This is a genomic window from Paenibacillus tyrphae (genome assembly GCF_027925525.1).
Classification (GTDB): Bacteria; Bacillota; Bacilli; order Paenibacillales; family NBRC-103111; genus Paenibacillus_G; species Paenibacillus_G tyrfis_B.
Genome location: NZ_BSDJ01000003.1, coordinates 33,253 through 52,512 on the forward strand (window position 1 = coordinate 33,253; position 19,260 = coordinate 52,512).

22 protein-coding genes are annotated in these 19,260 nt (G+C 54.2%); 17 read left to right on the forward strand and 5 right to left on the reverse strand.

The features are described from left to right. Nucleotides 1-25: 25 nt before the first annotated feature. Complete coding sequence (locus QMG93_RS03750) at nt 26-511, forward strand: EVE domain-containing protein (RefSeq protein ID WP_281933654.1); 486 nt, start codon at nt 26-28, stop codon at nt 509-511. Nucleotides 512-889: 378 nt separating this feature from the next. Here the strand turns inward: QMG93_RS03750 and QMG93_RS03755 are convergent, their stop codons facing one another. Next, nucleotides 890-1,081, reverse strand: coding sequence for a hypothetical protein (locus QMG93_RS03755; RefSeq protein WP_281933656.1), 192 nt, complete (start codon nt 1,079-1,081; stop codon nt 890-892). A 180-nt stretch (nt 1,082-1,261) separates the two neighbouring features. Between QMG93_RS03755 and QMG93_RS03760 the strand changes: the two genes are divergently transcribed. Then, a complete protein-coding gene (locus QMG93_RS03760; protein WP_281933658.1) occupies nt 1,262-1,927 on the forward strand; it encodes a hypothetical protein in 666 nt (221 codons plus the stop codon). A gap of 278 nt (nt 1,928-2,205) precedes the next feature. Here the strand turns inward: QMG93_RS03760 and QMG93_RS03765 are convergent, their stop codons facing one another. Further along, nucleotides 2,206-2,946 carry an SDR family NAD(P)-dependent oxidoreductase gene (locus QMG93_RS03765; RefSeq protein WP_281933659.1) on the reverse strand — a complete coding sequence of 247 codons (741 nt, stop codon included), beginning with the start codon at nt 2,944-2,946 and terminating at the stop codon, nt 2,206-2,208. A gap of 129 nt (nt 2,947-3,075) precedes the next feature. On the opposite strand from QMG93_RS03765, the gene QMG93_RS03770 reads away from it, so the two are divergent. After that, nucleotides 3,076-3,954 (forward strand): LysR family transcriptional regulator, encoded by an 879-nt coding sequence (locus QMG93_RS03770; RefSeq protein WP_281933661.1) that lies wholly within the window; start codon nt 3,076-3,078, stop codon nt 3,952-3,954. Between the two features lie 44 nt (nt 3,955-3,998). Here the strand turns inward: QMG93_RS03770 and QMG93_RS03775 are convergent, their stop codons facing one another. Next, nucleotides 3,999-4,346 carry a spore coat protein gene (locus QMG93_RS03775; protein WP_216797035.1) on the reverse strand — a complete coding sequence of 116 codons (348 nt, stop codon included), beginning with the start codon at nt 4,344-4,346 and terminating at the stop codon, nt 3,999-4,001. A 24-nt stretch (nt 4,347-4,370) separates the two neighbouring features. Then, the gene (locus QMG93_RS03780) at nt 4,371-4,679 is read right to left on the reverse strand and encodes a ferritin-like domain-containing protein (protein ID WP_281933662.1); all 309 of its coding nucleotides are present in this window, start codon (nt 4,677-4,679) and stop codon (nt 4,371-4,373) included. Between the two features lie 434 nt (nt 4,680-5,113). Between QMG93_RS03780 and QMG93_RS03785 the strand changes: the two genes are divergently transcribed. The 13 genes from QMG93_RS03785 (at nt 5,114) to QMG93_RS03845 (ending at nt 17,314) form a co-directional block, all read left to right on the forward strand. Then, a complete protein-coding gene (locus QMG93_RS03785; RefSeq protein WP_413789264.1) occupies nt 5,114-6,127 on the forward strand; it encodes an ABC transporter permease in 1,014 nt (337 codons plus the stop codon). Between the two features lie 47 nt (nt 6,128-6,174). Beyond that, nucleotides 6,175-7,053, forward strand: coding sequence for an ABC transporter permease (locus QMG93_RS03790; protein WP_281934196.1), 879 nt, complete (start codon nt 6,175-6,177; stop codon nt 7,051-7,053). A 44-nt stretch (nt 7,054-7,097) separates the two neighbouring features. Next, entirely contained in the window at nt 7,098-8,687 is a 1,590-nt protein-coding gene (locus QMG93_RS03795) for an ABC transporter substrate-binding protein (protein WP_281933664.1), read from the forward strand. Between the two features lie 30 nt (nt 8,688-8,717). After that, nucleotides 8,718-9,977, forward strand: coding sequence for a M20 family metallopeptidase (locus QMG93_RS03800; RefSeq protein WP_281933666.1), 1,260 nt, complete (start codon nt 8,718-8,720; stop codon nt 9,975-9,977). Nucleotides 9,978-10,015: 38 nt separating this feature from the next. Next, nucleotides 10,016-10,993: an ABC transporter ATP-binding protein gene (locus QMG93_RS03805; protein WP_281933668.1), complete on the forward strand. Its 978-nt coding sequence runs from the start codon at nt 10,016-10,018 to the stop codon at nt 10,991-10,993. After that, entirely contained in the window at nt 10,990-11,955 is a 966-nt protein-coding gene (locus QMG93_RS03810) for an ABC transporter ATP-binding protein (protein WP_281933670.1), read from the forward strand. The genes QMG93_RS03805 and QMG93_RS03810 overlap by 4 nt, the downstream gene beginning before the upstream one ends. 47 nt (nt 11,956-12,002) lie before the next feature. Continuing rightward, the gene (locus QMG93_RS03815) at nt 12,003-12,791 is read left to right on the forward strand and encodes an IclR family transcriptional regulator (protein ID WP_281933671.1); all 789 of its coding nucleotides are present in this window, start codon (nt 12,003-12,005) and stop codon (nt 12,789-12,791) included. 97 nt (nt 12,792-12,888) lie between these two features. After that, on the forward strand, nt 12,889-13,836 hold the full coding sequence (locus QMG93_RS03820; RefSeq protein WP_281933673.1) for a DUF1177 domain-containing protein: 948 nt from the start codon (nt 12,889-12,891) through the stop codon (nt 13,834-13,836). Nucleotides 13,837-13,873: 37 nt separating this feature from the next. Continuing rightward, a complete protein-coding gene (locus QMG93_RS03825; protein ID WP_281934198.1) occupies nt 13,874-14,554 on the forward strand; it encodes an AroM family protein in 681 nt (226 codons plus the stop codon). A gap of 37 nt (nt 14,555-14,591) precedes the next feature. Beyond that, the gene (locus tag QMG93_RS03830) at nt 14,592-15,539 is read left to right on the forward strand and encodes an aminopeptidase (RefSeq protein WP_281933674.1); all 948 of its coding nucleotides are present in this window, start codon (nt 14,592-14,594) and stop codon (nt 15,537-15,539) included. 172 nt (nt 15,540-15,711) lie between these two features. Beyond that, on the forward strand, nt 15,712-16,299 hold the full coding sequence (locus tag QMG93_RS03835) for a DNA-3-methyladenine glycosylase (RefSeq protein WP_281933675.1): 588 nt from the start codon (nt 15,712-15,714) through the stop codon (nt 16,297-16,299). Between the two features lie 12 nt (nt 16,300-16,311). Continuing rightward, nucleotides 16,312-16,626, forward strand: coding sequence for an MGMT family protein (locus tag QMG93_RS03840; protein WP_216797063.1), 315 nt, complete (start codon nt 16,312-16,314; stop codon nt 16,624-16,626). A gap of 49 nt (nt 16,627-16,675) precedes the next feature. Continuing rightward, a complete protein-coding gene (locus QMG93_RS03845; RefSeq protein ID WP_281933676.1) occupies nt 16,676-17,314 on the forward strand; it encodes a TVP38/TMEM64 family protein in 639 nt (212 codons plus the stop codon). A 52-nt stretch (nt 17,315-17,366) separates the two neighbouring features. Here the strand turns inward: QMG93_RS03845 and QMG93_RS03850 are convergent, their stop codons facing one another. Continuing rightward, entirely contained in the window at nt 17,367-18,269 is a 903-nt protein-coding gene (locus QMG93_RS03850) for an AraC family transcriptional regulator (RefSeq protein WP_281933678.1), read from the reverse strand. A 168-nt stretch (nt 18,270-18,437) separates the two neighbouring features. Here QMG93_RS03850 and QMG93_RS03855 point away from each other — a divergent pair, with 168 nt between their 5' ends. Next, a complete protein-coding gene (locus tag QMG93_RS03855; RefSeq protein WP_216797076.1) occupies nt 18,438-19,235 on the forward strand; it encodes an SDR family NAD(P)-dependent oxidoreductase in 798 nt (265 codons plus the stop codon). Nucleotides 19,236-19,260 lie beyond the last annotated feature (25 nt).

Consider the following 19,260-nt stretch of genomic DNA (forward strand, 5'->3'; position numbering starts at 1 on the left):
TTGAAATGAACAGGAGGAATGACAAATGCCGGACGGATCGGTATCCGGGCAAGAACGCTACTGGATCGGCGTCGTTTCCGCTTCCCATGTAAGCCGGGGCGTGCAGGGCGGGTTCGCCCAGCTTTGCCACGGCAAATCCGCGCCGCTCCGGAGGATGCGCCCCGGAGACTGGCTCATTTATTATTCTCCGCGTACTGACATGAAGGAAGGGAAGCCGCTGCAAGCCTTTACCGCCGTCGGACGGGTGGCGGACGACCGGGTTTACGAATACCGGATGTCCGATTCCTTCGTGCCGTTCCGCCGGGATATCCGCTATGTGCCCTGCAGCGAAGTGAAAATCGCCCCGCTGCTGGATCGGCTCAGCTTTACGCGCGAAAACCGGTATTGGGGGTATAAGCTCCGCTCGGGCCATTTCGAGATCGCGCGGGAGGACTTTCTGACGATTGCCGGAGCGATGCTGGGCGAGGCGGGAATTCTCAACATAGAGGCAGGAAATATATCTGTATCTTGAGGCTGGACTTGCCCAAGCGACGAGCTTGGGACGGTCCGGCTTTTTCTTTTTTTAGCGGACTGTAACTTATCCCACCGACGTTCTTGTTCGGGAAAGCTAAGGGCGAATTTTTTACCTTGCCCGCATGGGCTCAATCTTCGAAAAGCTTTGCGGCATAAAGGATTACATGACGCGGTATACAGAGCATCAACAAGCGGAGGGTTCTCCACCCGAAGATTGGCAGAGCTCGGCTATAGCGACGAGCAAGTTGAGAAACTGTTACGGAGCGATTGTTTTTTATAGAGTAAACAAAACGGGAAACTAAGCCAAAAAACCACTTAGTCTGTAGTACCGATTGACGTGGTGGTTTTTAGCCCTTCTGTTCAATTTATTGATCAACTATTTTCGTCCCCACAGTGCCATTGCAGTAATTTCTATTAAACCCACTACGATAAAAACTATTGATCCTACCATAAGAGATGTTTGAAGATCTACGTTCAAAATGCTAGGCAAAATTGTGAATAAAATAATAAAATTCAAAATATTCCATGGCAGTCTTTTTTTTAAAAAATTAAGTAGTACTTGCTTCATTGTATAATTTCTCCCTTTTAAGTTTGTTTAAATTTTACCATATTATCGAATTTCTTGCGCTATGCTAACTAAAAAAATTTTATATATCTAGGTTTTAATTGAAAATATATCCTTATATTGATAATATTAATTTGTTGGAAGAAATATTCATTTATTTCTAAATAATAGGATGTTTTTGGGATGAAAAAAATTATTGTCGCTTCGTCTTTATCTTTGGCTTTATTGGGAAGTCAGGTCGGCTCTGCTTTTGCTGCTCCTCCAGAAGTTACTGTTCAAGCTGATCAGGCAATTTCACAACTTTCACAGGATTTTATCGATAAGGTTAATCCGTATGTAAAAATTGATTCTGCTAAACAGTTTTATTTGACCAAAGAAGCAGATAAAATCTTAAGTAAAGCAGACATTCAGACAGCCAAAGAAGTAATCGAAAAGACGAATGCTTTTGTGAGAGAACATGCACAGGAGTTGTCTGTCTCCAGCAACGGTACATTAGTACCGACACAATTCGAACGTGCTGCTATCAATTTAGGTGATAATTTTTCTTTTGATATTGCTTGGTGGGGAACTCAGATTCACTTCTCTCATGAATTTGTTCAAAAATTTAAGGACAATGTTCTTTTATATACTGCATCTGTTGCAGGAACAATTGCTGCTATGCAAGCAACTATGCTTTTCTTTTCGGTGACTCCTCCTGCTTGGTTTGCTTCTGCGGTGACCGCCGTTGCAGCAGCAGGAGCATGGATGCTTATAAACACAGACAAAGGAGCAGGCACTTACGTAGACTTTTATGGATGGTATGGAACTATTGGGATAACAGTCCCAGTTCCTATTTTCCACTCTTATTAACTCTGGACGGCGATTTTGAATTCGTGGAACAATGAAAAAAAACGGCTCTTATTCGCGGCAAGAGCCGTTTTTTTGTTTTTCTTCGAATTTATTTTCGAGGTCCTTGGCTTCTCAAACGATAGGTATGGGTCCCCTGGTTCACCAGCTCTAGAACCCAAGCGACTACAGTACCAGGTTCCATTGGTATTTTTTACGGACCTCGTAGGGTAACACTTTTACGGGTATGGCTCTACGGGGCAGGGCACGGCCTACCCCCGAAGAGCCGCGGACCATTCCCATTACAGCGTCTGCCCGCTGTCCACCGTAATGATCTGGCCGGTCATGGCCTCCTGCTCCAAGGTGGCGCAGATCATGCGAGCGATATCCTCGGGCGTGGAAATGCGCTGCAGCAATAGCTGTGGGGCCAGCCGCTTCATTTGCTCTTCCTTGCCGTCCCACCAACGGGTCGCGACGGCTCCGGGAACGATGCAGGAGACGCGGATATACGGCGCCAGAGCGCGTGCCAAAGATTTCGTCAGGCCGTGAACGGCCGCTTTCGATACGGCATACGGAAGCGAAGAGCCTAATCCGGTGATCCCGGCGATGCTGCCTACATTCACGATGGCTCCCTGCTTGTTGCTCTTCATGAAAGGAGCCACGGCTCTCGCGCAGAAAAACATCCCCTTCACATTGACGTTGTAAAGCTCGTCCCATACCTCGTCCGTCGCCGCTTCCAGATCCTCCATCGGAATATGCCGGGTGATTCCGGCATTATTCACGAGCAGGTCCACCGTCCCGAACTGCCGGACCGCCTGATCGACCATATGCCGCACCTCGCGGTCTTGGGAGACGTCGGCCCGGATCGCCACCGCTTGTCCGCCCATGTCCTTGATGCTCTGAACCGTTGTTTCCGCGTCGGCAGCAGATCGCGAATAATTGACGATGACCGTCGTTCCTCGCTCAGCCAATGCAAGACAGGCCGCTCTGCCGATCCCCGTACCTCCGCCCGTTACAAGTGCTACTTTATTACGCAAATTCATTGAAAATGCCCTCCCTATCCTTCGTTGCTTACTATAAGGCGATTGTACGTCAGGAATCGCATTCTGTATAATTGAATTAAGCGAATGCAGAGTTCATAAAAATTGAATTCAATAGCCCGAGGGATAAAAATGGACCTGAAAATGCTAAAAACGTTTCAGACGATTGTACAGCACGGCAGCTTCATCCGCGCCGCCGAACAAATGAATTATGCCCAGTCTACCGTTACGATGCAGATGCAGAAGCTGGAATCCGACTTGGGCGTTCAATTGATCGAGCGCGGGAAGAAAATCCGGTTAACCGAGGCGGGGCGGCTGCTCTACGAACAAAGTTTGCCTCTCGTCAGAGACATGGAGCGGGTACAGCAAAATATGGCCGAGCTGCAATGGGGCATGGCGGGCAGCCTTCGTTTGGGCGTGACGGAACCGACGGCAAGCTACCGGCTGCCGGCCATTTTGAAGAAGTTTCTAAACCTCTATCCGAAGATTCGCATTGCGGTGGAATTCGGAAGTACGCCGTCGCTGAGCGAGCGGCTGCTTCAAGGCGACATCGACTTGGCCCTTTGCTCGGCGCCGGATTTGGGAACCGAGCTCTACTTCGAGCCTTTGTTCAAAGAGCCGTTTCTCGTCTTGATGCCCGAAGACCACCCGCTGACGAAGCAGGAGGTCGTCGAACCGGATCAGATCCGGGAGCATCCGCTGCTCATCACCTCAAGCACTTGTCCGTATCGGCGTAAGCTTGAGATGGTCATGCAGGATTCCGGGGGCATGCCGTTAAACACGATGGAAATCGGCAGCATGACGGCCTTGAAATATTATGTCGCCGGCGGATTGGGCATTGCGCTTGTACCAAAGATTACCGTAGATTCGCTGCCGGAAGGAACGACGGCCCGGGCCATAAGCGGCGAACTCATCGAGATGACCTTCGGCTTGCTCTGCAAAACGTCGGAGGTTCCTTTGAAGCTGGCGGGGGCGAAGCTGTATCAATTTCTCAAGCAAGAGCTCCGGTAAAACAAAACAAGCCCCCGCCGCAAAAAGGCAGGAGCTTTCTTAATTCACTGATAAGGGAACTGCGACGAATACCCGCTGAATTGCTGCTGCGCTTGCTGAACCTTCTGCTGCTCCTCGGCCTCCAGCTTATACCATCCGTTTTGAAACATCAGGTTAAACAGCTCGCGGGCGCTTTGATGCGTTTCCGTCAAAATCTGGAGCATATCGGTATGAAGCTGCTCGTGGCTGGCCTCGCGGACGGCTACGTTGAAGTTGTCGGTTAACAATTTGCATGTGGCCAGTCCGTCGTTGAGGAAGTCGCGGTCGTTCATCTCCGGTCCTTTGACCTGCGGCAGCTGTCCGCTTTGCGGATTGGCGATTTCATTAGGGTTCTGGGCTTGCTGGCCTGGCATCGGCTGCATCCTCCTTCCTTGGAATTATTGGGACGCCTGCTGCGCCTGCTGCGACGGACGGGGCAGGCTAGCCATAGCGGCGTTGTTGTCTACTTGCAGATGCGTAAGCAGCTTTTCATAGTGGCGCTGATGCATCTGTCCGGCTTTGTCGAGCGCCTGCTTGATTTGCGGATTGGTCGCCTGCTGGGCAAAAAAATGAAATTTCTTAAAAGCCGACAGCTCCCAAGACAGCGCATCCTTCAGGTAGAGCAAATCTTTCGTGGTAATCACACGCGGCGGAACGGGAATCGGCGGCTGCGTCTGCTGAGCGGGAGGGGTCATCGTCGCTGGCATAAACTTGCTCCTTTACTGGAAAATTGGCGTACGTGGTATAGAATGAACCATTCTGGACGAAATATGCTTGGCGGAAAATGGAGAAGAGGTACAGCCTTACAGGATCGAATCGATCCCGTAGGGCTTTTTTTAACCAATGGAAAATTTTTGTGTCACCTTAACTCACATTGGTAGTCAAAAAAGCTGTGAAAAACGATTGATTTTTTAAGAAAAGTGAGTATAATCGAAATTAACAAAAAATTTAAAAAAGAACCACTGTACCGATAATCGGTACAAAGAAGGGAGAGGTCTTATAAGCTTCCATCATCTTGGAGCCCGGAAGTGACGCGGGAAGGACCTATTTGGGATGAACGGACGACGCTACATGAACATCTCCTTCCATGCACACAATAGCTACGATGCCGTTACTTATTTTTACAAAAAGGGGGTAAGAGATGGTGGTTAACTACATCCTTCGGCGAATCGTGTTTATGATTCCGGGGCTGATCGGGATTGCACTGATTACGTTTATTATCTCGCGAGTCCTGCCCGGCGACCCGGCGGTGATGCTGGCAGGCGAACAAGCCCCTCCGGCTGTAGTCGAGAAAATTCGTCAAGAGATGGGGCTGAACAATCCGCTCTACGTACAATTTGTCGATTACGTCAAGCAGCTGCTGCAAGGGGATTTCGGACTGGCCTGGCATACGGGCAATACGGTGCTCGGCGATTTTGCCACGCGCTTCCCCGCTACGCTGGAGCTGACCATTGCGAGCTTTATCATTGCCGTCCTCGTCGCTGTTCCCGTCGGAATTATCGCCGCTACAAAGAAAGAATCGGTCGTCGACCACATTTCGCGTATTTTCTCGCTCATCGGGGCCTGTGTTCCCGTCTTCTGGCTCGGATTGATCCTCATCTCCATTTTTTATTCCAAATTAGGCTGGGCCCCGGCGCCGCTGGGCCGCATCGGCGAAGACATTAACCCGCCTACGCATGTTACCGGATTATACTTGCTCGACAGTCTGCTTTCAGGGGATTTCATTGCTTTTCAGAAAGCGCTGTCACATCTGATTCTGCCTGCCATCTGTCTCAGTACGGGCACCATGGCGATTATCGCCCGCATGATGCGCTCCAGCATGCTGGAAGTGATCGGACAGGACTTTATCCGCACGGCTCGGGCCAAAGGGATTTACGAGCTCACCGTCATTCTGAAGCACGCCCTCGTGAACGCGTTAATTCCTACTTTGACCGTACTCGGCTTGCAGTTCGGCTATCTGCTGGGCGGCGCGGTCATTACCGAAACGATCTTCGCCTGGCCGGGGATCGGCGGCTATGTGACCGAATCGATCCTGGCTACCGACTATGCGCCTATTCAGGCATTTACTCTGATCAGCGCTATTCTGTACAGCGTTATCAATTTGGCGGTGGACCTGCTCTACGGATTCATTGATCCGAGAATTCGATACGAATAACCGCCGGGGAAAGGAGAGATCGACACGTGAGTAAATTTACAGCTTCCATTCCGGCTGCCAAGGCGAAGACGCGGGAAGGCAGCAAGGCGGCGGCGACGTTCAGGCTGCTGCTTCGCAACCGGCTGGCCGTGATCGGCCTTGCGTTTATTGTCATCTGGTCCGTATTGGCTCTGCTTGCGCCGGCTATCGCTCCGTACGGGCCGAACGAGACGAATACGGCGGTCAAGCTTCAGGCTCCGAGCGCGGCGCATTGGTTCGGGACGGACAATTTCGGCCGGGACATCCTTAGTCGGGTGCTCTACGGAGCGCAAATTACGATTTGGTCCGGCCTGATCGCCGTGGGCATTTCCTTCTGCGTCGGCGTTCCGCTGGGCGGGATCGCCGCTTATTACGGCGGGATGCTCGGCAACATCATCATGCGGATCATGGACATGCTGCTCGCATTTCCTTCCTTGGTGCTGGCGATGGCAATCGCCGCTTCCATGGGACCGGGACTGACCAGCGCGATGATTGCCGTCGGTATCGTCGGCGTCCCCGAATTCGCGCGGTTGATGCACGGGCAGACGATTTCTCTGCGGGAGAAAGAGTTCGTCGAAGCGGGACGGGCCATCGGCTTGAAGGACTCCGTCATTTTGTTCCGGCATATTTTTCCCAACGCCTTGGCTCCGCTTATGGTGCGGGTGACGCTCGGCATGGGCTTCGCGATTCTGACGGCGGCCAGCCTGAACTTCCTCGGGCTTGGGGTCAAGCCGCCGACGGCGGAATGGGGCGCCATGATCTCCGAAGGCCGCGGCTACATTATTTCCGGCGACTGGTGGATCGTTACTTTTCCGGGACTGGCCATCGCCACCTCAATTCTCGGTTTCAACTTGCTTGGCGACGGTCTGCGCGACGTGCTGGACCCGCGGCTTCGCTCAAGCAAATAACTTGATATGCTGGACCATCTGACAACTTTGAGGGGGAAGAACACATGAAGAAGCACCAATGGTTAGCCGGACTTGCCGCGAGCGCATTGCTTTTGACGGCCGTGGGCTGCAGCCCGAATGCGAACCAGAAGCCCGACGCCTCCGCCGCGCCGGAGCAAAGCAAGAAGGACAAGATCATCACGATCGCCTATTCGGATGGCGGCACCACCATGGACCCGGCCGAAGCGAGCGATCTGACCTCCGACACGCTGGTCGTCGCCGCGTACGATCAATTGGTGACGTACGGGGTCAAAACCGTGGACGGCGGGCAGGTGGCGAAGACCGACGAGATCAAGCCGATGCTGGCCAAAAGCTGGACCGTATCCGATGACAAGCTGACCTACACCTTCAAGCTACAGGAGAACGCCAAGTTCCAGAGCGGGAATCCGGTAACGGCGGATTCGGTCGCCTTCTCGCTTGATCATCTGAAAAACTCCAAAGCGGGCAGCTTCCTCTACCAATTGTCCGGCATTAAAGCTTACACCGTGAAAGACGCGCAGACGATCAGCATTCAGCTGGAAAAGGAAAACCATACGTTCCTGCAAATGCTGGCGCTTTATAACTTCTCCGTTCTGGACGAGAAAGTGATCAAAGAGAAGGGCAACGACTTCTTGGCCAAAAATGCAGCCGGCTCCGGTCCGTTTGCCATCGAGAAGTGGGACCCGGCCTCGGAAGCCGTCATGACGGCGAACAAAAACTACTGGCAGGGCGCTCCGCAGGTGGACAAAGTGACGATGAAGTTTTTGAAGGAAGCTTCCAACCGGGTCATGCTGCTCGGCAAAGGCGATGTCGACCTCGCGATCGAGATTCCTCCGAAGGACGTCGCCGATCTGAAAAACAACGCCAACCTGACGGTCAAGTCCGATGCGAGCAACCGGATTCTGTATTTTGCGCTCAATACGACCAAGAAGCCGTTCGACAACGTGAAAGTCAGACAAGCGCTTGCTTACGCCGTTCCTTACGATCAATTGGTGCACGACGTTATGTACGATCAGGCCAAGCAGCTGAAAAGCGCGGTACCTAGCAACACGCCGGGGTACTCCGATTCCGGATTTATTTATAAGCACGACTTGGACAAAGCAAAGCAGCTGCTGAAAGAAGCCGGCTACGAGAACGGGCTCAGCTTCGACCTCACGCTTGGATCGGGCTTCCAGGACTGGGAGGATGACGCCGTCCTGATGCAGGCCGAATTCGCCAAAATCGGCGTGACGATGAACATCCAAAAGGTCGCGCGCGCCCAATTCCTGCAAATGCAAAGAGAGCGCAACCTGACGGCGTATATCTCCAAATGGACGTCCTTCGTCAACGATCCGAGCTACCATCTGGGCTTCCTGCTGTACGGAAAAGGCACCTCGAACTACGGAAACTACAAGAACGCGAAGGTTGACGAGCTGTGGGAAAAAGCCAACAACGAGCCGGATCAAACGAAGCGCAACGAGATGTACAAGCAAGCGCAGGAGCTGATTACGGCGGACGCGCCTTGGCTGTACCTGTACGAATACAACCGCATTGTGGGGATGAACAAAAACCTGAAGGGCTACGTGTACTACCCGGATGAAATTCTCCGCTTCTATCCGATGAGCAAGGGGCAGTAACAGTTCCAGGCAGAAGGGAAGGCTAAAGCGATGGATTGGAAAAAGACGGTATTGGAAGAAATCGATAAACGTCAGGACGAGCTTATAGACTTGTGCTGTAAATTGATTCAATTTCCAAGCGAAAATCCGCCGGGCGATACCCGCGACATCAGCAAGTTCATTACCGACTACTTGAAGGAAGCCGGAATCGAGACGGCCGCGCACGAGTCGGAGCAGCATATGTTCAATCTGCTGTCCACCATAGGGACGAAGAGCGATAAGCATTTGCTCTTCTGCGGGCATACCGATGTCGTACCGGCGGGCGACTTGTCCCGCTGGGACTTCCCTCCCTTTGCCGGGGAGGTGAAGGACGGCTACATTCTCGGCCGCGGCGCTTCGGACATGAAATGCGGCTTGGGCGGACTGATCTTCGTCGCCGCATTATTGAAACGTCTCGGCGTGCCGCTGGCGGGGGAGCTCTCCTTATTTATCGTGCCGGACGAGGAAACGGGAGGACACTTCGGCGTGCCGTGGGTGCTGGAGCGGGGCTTGATTACGGGGACGGCGGCGGTCATCGCCGAGCCGTCCTCTCCGGAGCATCCGACCATCGGTCAAAAAGGCAGCGCCTGGTTCGAATTTACGGTTGAAGGTACGCCGGGCCACGGCAGCCTGTCGCCGTTCAAGGGCGATAGCGCCATCGTCAAGGCGGCCAAAGCGATCGAAGTGCTGCAGCGGCTGACGGACATGAAGCCGAACATTCCCGAGGAAATGCGCGAAATTATCGAGATTTCGAAGAACTATGTCCGCGAGCGGGAGAAGACCGATGTCAGCGCCGTTTACGATCACGTGACGGTCAATATCGGAACGATTCACGGCGGGACGAAAGCGAACGTGGTCGCGGACCGCTGCACGATCGAGGTCGACTCGCGCGTGCCGTTCGGCATCGACTACCGCGATGTATTGAAGGAAGCAAAGCGTCTGCTGCTTGAAGTCGGAATCGACGCCGAGCTGAAGCCGATCGGCTTCCGGGGCAATGCGAACTGGACGCCTTCGACGGAGGAGATCGTGCATTACTTGGTCGAAAGCATCACTGATGTCAGCGGGAAGGAAGCTTATGGCGTGCTGCAGTGGGCGTCGAGCGATGCCCGTCACTTCCGCAACCATGGGATTCCGGTGCTGCAGTACGGGCCGGCGGAGTTGTCCACGATCCATAACTTCAACGAGCGCGCGCCGGTTTGGCAAGTCGTTCAAGCGGCCAAAGTGTACGCGCTGACCGCGCTTAAATATTTGGGCACGACCGACGGCAACTGACGGTATGACGGTAACCACCCAGAAAGGAGGACGGGGCAGTGAACGCTTTACTAGAGGTGCAGGGACTGCAAACGGAGTTCGTCACCCGTTCCGGCGTAGTGAGGGCGGTTGACGGGGTCGATCTGGTGCTTCACAAGGGGGAGACCTTGGGGGTCGTCGGCGAATCGGGCTGCGGCAAAAGCGTTACCTCCATGTCGATCATGGGGCTGCTTCCCAAGGGGATCAGCCGAATTGCCGGCGGGGATATCCGGTATAACGGTACAAGCCTGCTCTCCCTGTCCGCCGCCGAGCTGCGAAAAATTCGCGGCAACAAGATGGCGATGATTTTTCAAGAGCCGATGACTTCGCTCAACCCGGTGTTCAAGATCGGTTCGCAAATTGCAGAGTCGGTCCGCTTCCACATGAAGGTGAGCAAGAAGGAAGCCTGGAGCAGGGCGGTCGAAATGCTGACCAAGGTAGGCATTCCCCGTCCCGGGCAGATCGCCATGGAATATCCGCATCAGCTGTCGGGCGGGATGCGGCAGCGGGTCATGATTGCTATGGCGATGGCTTGCGGCCCCGAGGTGCTGATCGCCGACGAGCCGACGACCGCGCTCGATGTAACGATTCAAGCGCAAATTCTGGACCTGATGCGCGAGCTGCAGGAAGCGCAGGGGACGGCCGTGCTGCTCATAACCCATGACCTCGGCGTCGTGGCGGAGACATGTCAGCGGGTCGTGGTGATGTATGCCGGTCAGGTGGTCGAGGAAACCGACGTGAAGACGCTGTTTCGGCGGCCGAAGCATCCGTACACCCGGGGGCTGCTGGCTTCCTTGCCGCAGCTTGTGGGCGAGCAGCATCGTCTGGAACCGATTCCGGGCAGCGTGCCGAATCCGGCGGAGATGCCCACAGGATGCCGGTTCGCTCCCCGCTGCGCTTTCCGGACGGATGCATGCGATACCGTGCCTCCACAGCTGACGGAGGTCGAGGCCGGGCACAAATGCCGCTGCTTGCTCGTTCAGGAGGGACTATTATGAGCGCATTGCTGGAGATTCGCAATCTGAAGAAGCACTATCCGATCCGCAAAGGCTTATTTTCAAAACAGGTCGGCGTCGTCAAGGCGGTCGACGGCGTCAACTTGACCATCGAAAAAGGCGAGACGCTGGCGATCGTCGGGGAGTCCGGCTGCGGCAAATCGACGACGGGTCGTTCCATTCTGCGCCTCATCGAGCCGACCGAAGGCGACATTTTCTTCGAGGGAACCGACGTGCGCAAGCTGTCGCCGGAGGAGATGCGCAAGTTCCGCACGAAGATGCAAATCGTGTTCCAGGACCCGTACGCTTCGCTCGATCCGCGGTGGACCGTGCAGCAGACGCTGGAGGAGCCGCTCCGTACGCACGAGAAGCTGCCCGAAGACGAGCTTAAACGCCGCGTTGCGGAGCTGATGGAAGTCGTAGGACTGTCCTCGTACCATGCTCACCGTTACCCGCACGAGTTTTCCGGCGGGCAGCGGCAGCGGATCGGGATAGCCCGCGCGCTCGCGCTGAAGCCGAAGTTCATCGTATGCGACGAGCCGGTATCCGCGCTGGACGTGTCCATCCGGGCCCAGGTGCTCAATCTGATGCAAGAGCTGCAGGAGCAGTTTTCGCTCACGTACATGTTTATTTCCCATGATCTGTCCGTCGTGAAGTTCATCAGCGACCGGGTCGGGGTGATGTACCTGGGCCGTATGGTGGAGTTGGCGCCGACGCAGGAGCTGTACGACAAGCCGCTGCATCCTTACACGCAGGCACTGATGTCGGCCCTGCCCGTGCCCGATCCCGAGACGAAGCGGGAGCGAATTATTTTGACCGGCGACGTGCCGAATCCGCAAAATCCCCCCGCCGGGTGCGCGTTCCATACCCGGTGCCCGGTCGCCAAGCCCGAATGCGGGAGCGTCCCGCCCGAGTGGAAGGAAGTCTCTCCCGGGCGGAGCGTGGCTTGTCACTTGTATTCATGATAAATTTAAAAGTGATGGGCAATTATGGGTTTGGGGGCTAAGCTGTCATGCTGAAAACATTAGATAATGCGCTGGAGCTTTTGGAATATTTTACAAGGGAAACGCCATCTTGGGGCGTGCGGGAATTGGCGAAAGAGATGGACATGAGCCACTCGATCGTCCACCGCATCTTGACGACCTTCGAGTCCCGCGGTTTCCTGATTCAAAACGACGAAACGAAAAAGTACGAGCTGGGAACGAAGCTGTGGGAATACGGTTCGATTATTAGGGATAATCTCCGTATTTCCGATGTGATCCTGCCCGTTATGCATACATTGTCCGAGGAAACGGGAGAATCCGTGTTCCTCACCTGGCTGGACGATCATGAAGGCATCTGTGTGGAGATCGCGGAAAGCCAGCAGCGGATCAAATATGCGATGTCCTCGGTCGGAGACCGGACGCCGCTCTATGCCGGAGCCTCCAATAAGGTCATTATGGCGTATTTGCCGAAGGCCGATCAGGAGACGATCATCGACAAGGGCTTGAAGCCCAAGACCGGCAAGACGGTCATCGATCCGGAGAAGCTGATGGAGGATTTGGCGGCGATCCGCAAGGCGGGCTGGGCTTACTCTGTTGGAGAATACTCCGACGCGACGTTCGGGATCGCGCTTCCGATGTTTAACAAGCGGCGTGAAATCGTGGCGTCGCTTACGCTCGCCGGACCGGAGTATCGGATGCCGGAAGCGAAAGTGTCGGAGGTGCTGGATATGATGCGCAGAAAGCGCGACGAGATTGAAGCCTGCCTGCATAAGCTGAGCATCTCGTCGGTCGCCGGACGGCGTCATCCGATATCCTGACAAGGAATGTAAGCATTCCCGCCCGCTGATCGCCGATCGCCGTCTGCCGATCGTTCGGAAAAACGCAAGTTTTTGAAGAGGAGAGGGGAATGACACCATGTCTTTACAGCAAACGCTGCTTGTCTATGAAACGATGGATAGCGCCTATGTTAACGGAAACCAAATCAAAGAGCTGTTCGCAGCCTATCCGGAGGTAGAGGTCTCCGTCCAGACGGTACGGGGAGAGAAGGGCTCGACCGATTTTGTCAAAATCGTTATTCCGGGCACGAACGGGAAGCGGAACGGTGGGTCCGCGCCGACGTTCGGCATTATCGGACGCCTCGGCGGCATCGGAGCCCGCCCGTCCCGGATCGGCATCGTATCCGATGCGGACGGCGCCGTGGCTGCGGTAGCCAGCGCGCTGAAGCTCGCGGACATGAAGCGGAAGGGTGATCATCTCCGGGGTGACGTGATCGTCACGACCCATATCTGCCCGGATGCGCCGACTCGGCCGCATGAGCCGGTCGATTTTATGGACTCTCCTGTCGATATACTGACCATGAATCAATATGAGGTCGTGCCGGAGATGGAAGCGATTCTGTCCATCGATACGACGAAGGGGAACCGAGTCATTAACCATAAAGGCATCACGATTTCGCCGACGGTGAAGGAAGGCTATATTTTGCGGATCAGCGACGACTTGCTGCGCATCATGGAGATGACGACCGGTCAGTACCCGGTCACCTTCCCGATTACGATGCAGGACATTACGCCTTACGGCAACGATCTGTACCATATCAACAGCATTCTGCAGCCTGCGGTCGCCACGAGTGCGCCGGTCGTCGGGCTGGCGATCACCGCGCAATCGACCGTTCCGGGCTGCGGCACGGGGGCGAGCCATGAGGTGGATATCGCCGCCGCGGTGAAATTTGCCGTCGAAACGGCGAAGGAAGTCACGAACGGGACCTGCTCTTTCTACAGCAAGGACGAATTTGCGAAAATTCAGCAGCTTTACGGCTCGATGAAGGTTCTTCAGACAATGGGCGGCACGTCCGTCAACGCCTAATACCCGGTCCGGAGTGGATGCGCCGGCAGAAATGGAGATGGCTGAAGTGAAGAAATTAGGTACCGTTACCATCGGGCAAGCGCCCCGCCCGGACGTGACTCCGATTCTGGAGCGGCACTTGGGAGATCGGGTTGAGCTGCTCCAGGTCGGCGTTCTGGATGGGATGACGAAGCAAGAGATCGCCGTCTCGCTGTCTCCGGACCCGGAACATTATGTGCTGACCTCGCGGCTGGCGAGCGGCGACGCCGTCGTGATGGCAAGGGAAAAAATCGCGCCGGTGCTCCAGCAAAAGATCGATTGGCTCGAAGAGCTTGGCTGCCGGCAAATTCTTGTTCTCTGCACGGGGGTATTCGATGGATTGACGACGAATAATGCCCGTCTGCTGGAGCCCGACGAGCTGCTTGCCCCAATTGTCGCCGCCATGGTCCGCGGCATGCGGTTCGGCGTCCTTGTTCCTTTGGCCGAGCAGCAGGAAGCCCTGGCGGAGAAGTGGCGACATCGCGGGCTAGACCCGTTCATCGCGGCCGCTTCGCCGTACGATTTCAGGGAAAAGCAGGCGCTTGCCGCATGCGCGCAGCTGAAGGATCAGGCGGACATCGTACTGCTCGATTGCATGGGATATACGGAAGCGATGCGGACGTTTGTCGCGAGGCATACGGGGCTGCCTGTGATTTTGTCCAATGCGCTGATGGCCAAGGTGATTTCGGAAATGATCTGAAAAGGCAAGTCAAATTCGCAAGATAGGAAGTTAGGCTATGGATACGTCTTTGGTCAAAGTAAGCTCCGGCCTGCTGCAAAGCTGCCTCGGGCTCAAGCCGCACGAGAAGCTGCTGGTGGTCGCCGACGACCGGAAGAAAGACATCGGCGAAGCGTTATACGAGGCGGGGAAGCAGCTCGGCGCCGAGGCGATGCTGATGGTGATGAAGGAGCGGGAGAAGTCGGGACAAGAACCGCCGTCTCCGGTTAGCGAGGCGATGAAGCAGGCCGATGTCGTCATCTGTGCGACCGAGCATTCCCTTACCCATACGAAAGCGCGCAAAGAAGCGGTCGCGCAAGGAGCCCGGTTGGCAACAATGCCGGGCATTACCCGGGATATGTTCCTGGAAGGCGCGATAGCCGCCGATTACGATAAAGTCCAACAGGTCACCGAGCAGGTGACCGACCTCCTCAGCCGCGGCAAGCGGGTACGGATCGAGAAGGACGGCAAGGTGCTGACCTTTTCCATCGAAGGACGCAGCGGCATTCCGAGCACCGGCGTCTACGTGAATCCGGGCGAGTCGGGGAATTTGCCGTCCGGAGAAGGCTATATCGCCCCGCTTGAAGGGTCCGCTTCGGGACAACTCGTGGTCGACGGTTCGATCGCGGACATCGGCAAGCTCTATAGCCCGGTGACGATCACGGTGGAAAACGGACGCCTGACCGAGGCGGAGGGAGAAGCGGCCACGGAGCTGCTTCGGAAGCTCGGCGACGGCCAAGGCCGGCTCCTCGGCGAGTTCGGCATCGGCACGAACGACAAGGCCAGAATTACCGGCGTCGTGCTGGAAGACGAGAAGGTGTACGGCACGATCCACGTGGCCTTCGGCAGCAACCACACGTTCGGCGGAACGGTCGAAGCCGGAGTCCACATCGATCTGGTCGTGAACCGGCCAGACGTCTATATCGACGACGTGCTTATTTTAGACAAAGGCAGGCTGCTGGTTTAACCTGATGGGTCTGCTCTAAACCGAAGCGCTGTTAAGGGGGGACGCGATATGTTCCTTTTCCTTAACGGCGTTTTTCTTTTCGCGACGAACTTGCTTCGAGGAGGTATTTCCATTTACAATTTGTGTTTAAGGAGAAATCGGCCGGTTGATCCCAAGATGTGAGGTGCATGTTATGTCGTTTCAACCTGTCACCGCTTCATTTTTTCAACAGCCGACGCTGGAGCTGGCTCGTTCCTTGCTCGGTATGCTGCTTGTGAAGGAGACCGAAGCCGGCACGGCATCGGGCTGGATTGTCGAGACCGAGGCCTACATCGGCCCGGGAGATCGGGCGGCGCACAGCTTCGGCAACCGGAGGACGGCCCGAACGGAAGTGATGTTCGGCCCTCCCGGCCACGCCTATACCTATGTGATGCATACGCATTGTCTCCTCAATGTGGTCAGCGGGCCGGTGGACCATCCCGAGGTGGTATTGATTCGGGCGGTCGAGCCATGCACGGGAACGGAGCTCATGTACGAACGCCGCGGCCAGGATAAGAAGGAGCGGGACCTGACCAGCGGCCCGGGGAAGCTGACGAAAGCGCTCGGCATTACGATGGACGATTACGGCAGGCCGCTCTTCGAATCGCCGCTCTATATCGCCGAAGGAAAAGCGTTCGGGCCGGTGGAGACCGGCACCCGGATTGGGATCGAGAACAGCGGCGAAGCCCGCGATTATCCATGGCGCTTTTGGATCGGCGGCAACCGGTTTGTCTCGAAGTAGAGGAGGTAGCGGATGAATCCATTTTCGCAGCGGGTGATCGAGATCATTCAAGGCATTCCGGAAGGGTATGTCATGACTTACGGTCAAATCGCCGGGCTGGCCGGAAGTCCGAGAGGGGCCAGGCAGGTCGTGCGCATTCTTCATTCCTCAAGCGGCAAGCACGGACTACCCTGGCACCGGGTGGTTAACGCCCGGGGGGAAATTGGAATCCAGCAAGAAGAAGGCCGCATGCTCCAAATGCTGTACCTGCGGGGCGAAGGCGTCGAGGTCGCCGACAACGGACAACTTGATTTGGACCGATGGCGCTTCATTCCACTTGACGAGTAACGGCTCTGAAGGTACAGAATATCATCATGCCATTCCCGGGAGAAAGTTCATGTTCAAAAAAATAAGCTTAGCCCTCCTCTACGCCGTCATGGCTTACCTCATCTACAGGTACGGGGAAGAGATCGTGGCGTGGTTTCAATCCTCTAGCGACATGGCTCTGGTCATCGTTGCGGCAACGGTTATGGCGTTGTTCCCGGTTATCCCCTATCCGGTTGTCGGCGGGGTCATTGGCGCGGCATTCGGGCCGGTACTCGGTGCGGCGATCACATGGGCGGGCTCGACGGCGGCTTCGCTCCTGATGTTTTTATTTGTCCGTTACGGGTATCAGGAATGGGGCCAGCGAATGCTGCACCGCTACGAACGTCTCGGCAAGCTGACCGTTCTGTTCGAGCGGAACGCCTTTCTGACCATCCTCTTCGCCAGGCTCATTCCTTTCCTTCCGTCGATTATCATCAATGCGTATTCCGCTTTAAGCCGCGTTTCCTTTGCCGCGTATGCCGCGGCGTCCGCGCTGGGCAAAATCCCGGCCATGCTCTTGTTCGCGTTCGTAGGCAATACTTTGATGACGGAGCCGGGAGCGGTATGGCTTGCCATGGGAATTTACGGAGGCTTCCTCGCGGTCACGCTACTGGCCTACCGGCAATGGAAACGAAGCAAGGAACCGATTCAAAGCAACCGGCAGGCATGAAAAAGAGAGGCGCCGTTGTACGTCGTTTGAACCTCCGTTGAGCAGGGGGATTTCATGCGTTTATTACCTTCAGGCGCTTTATATCTTGTATAGGTGAAAAACCAAACATTCGGGAATATTCACGGCTGAATTGCGACGGACTTTCATAGCCTACCCGGAATGCGACATCCGCGGCATCTGTTGACTCGGATAATAACAGACGCCGTGCTTCCTGCAGTCTCAGTTGTTTTTGGAACTGAATAGGGCTCATAGCGGTTACCTCTTTAAAGTGCCTATGTAGCGAAGAAGCACTCATATTCGCTATTTCCGCAAGCTCCTCAATCCGAAAAGACCTATCATAATTATTCATGATATGTCTAATAACGTCTCTGATTCGTTTGGTGCTGCTTCCATCTATAGCAATTTGTTCCAGTATAACTCCGTGCTGCCCTTGCAGAACCCTATAGAGAATTTCCTTCGTGAAGAGAGGAGCAAGTACCGGGATATCCTTAGGGTTATCCAGCAAACGAGCCAACCTGATTACCGCATCCAACAAAGATAATTCCATCCGGCTGACAAACATACCTCGCTTAGCGTTTTCTTTCGGGCCAACTCGGTTGTCAGAATCGCTTAAAATCTCTAAGATTTGACTCGGGGTAAATTCAAGTTTGAGAGACAAATACGGAACTTGGGAAGAGGCTTCCATGACTTGGCCGGTAACCGGCAAGTCAACGGATGCAACAAGGTAATCGGCAGGACCGTATCTAAAGCGCTCCTGTGCCAGCAATACCTCCTTCACACCCTGAACGACCATGCAAAAGGAAGGATTGTACACTCCAAAATTTGATCCAGTAACGTTAGATCGACGAGTGAAAAATAAAGACGGAATTGCAGTCGCGTGAACACCGTCCTGGCCTGAATAACGCTCAATGAGTTTGGCAAGCTCCCCCTGCTGTTCATATATTCGTTCAGACATAAGCTCCTCCTGTTCCTCCATCCTTGATAGTTCCATCATAATTCAGATTCGTACGTAACGTAAATGGCTGTGAGAGTATTAGGCAATCATTTGAGAAGAATGAGATACCGATCGCCTTTTCATTTGCTGCATAATTGTCAGTATGCCAAGTTAAAGGGGAAGATTAGGATGGATAAACAGGGGAAATATACAGTTATTACCGGAGCAAGCTCCGGTATAGGTTACGCGACAGCTAAAGCTTTCGCAAAACGTAAGAAAAATATCATACTTGTTGCTCGCCGCGAAAACAATCTGAATGAACTGAAAAGAGAAATTTTGCGGGATATTCCCGAGCTGGATATTGTGGTGAAAGCAGTCGATATATCCGTCAGTCAAAACGCCCATCAGCTCTATCGAGAATTAAATCAGTATCAAATCGAAACATGGATTAATAATGCAGGTTTCGGTAGTTATGACCGTGTTTCCGGTCAAGACTTGGAAAAGATTGAAACAATGCTGCGCCTCAACGTGGAAGCCCTAACTATATTTTCGTCCTTGTATGTGCGTGATTATAGAGACGTGGATGATACACAATTAATCAATATCTCTTCAGCTGGCGGATACACACTCGTGCCAACGGCCGTTACCTACTGTGCTTCCAAGTTTTTTGTCAGCGCGTTTACCGAGGGGTTGGCCCATGAACTGAAAGCCGCCAATGCAAAATTACAAGCTAAAGTTTTGGCGCCGGCGGCAACCAAAACCGAATTTGGAAAAGTGGCAAACAATACGAGCGAGTATGACTATGACAAAATTTTTAATTCATACCATACAAGCGATGTAATGGCCAATTTTCTCTTGCAGCTTTATGATAGCAACATGACTGTTGGTATAGTTGACAGAGAAACCTTTGAATTCAGACTTAGTGAACCACTTTTTGCTTATGCAGGTGATTCCAAGAATAACCAAAAAGTCCGACTGAACGATTGACACAGCTCAATTTTAAAGCGGTGGA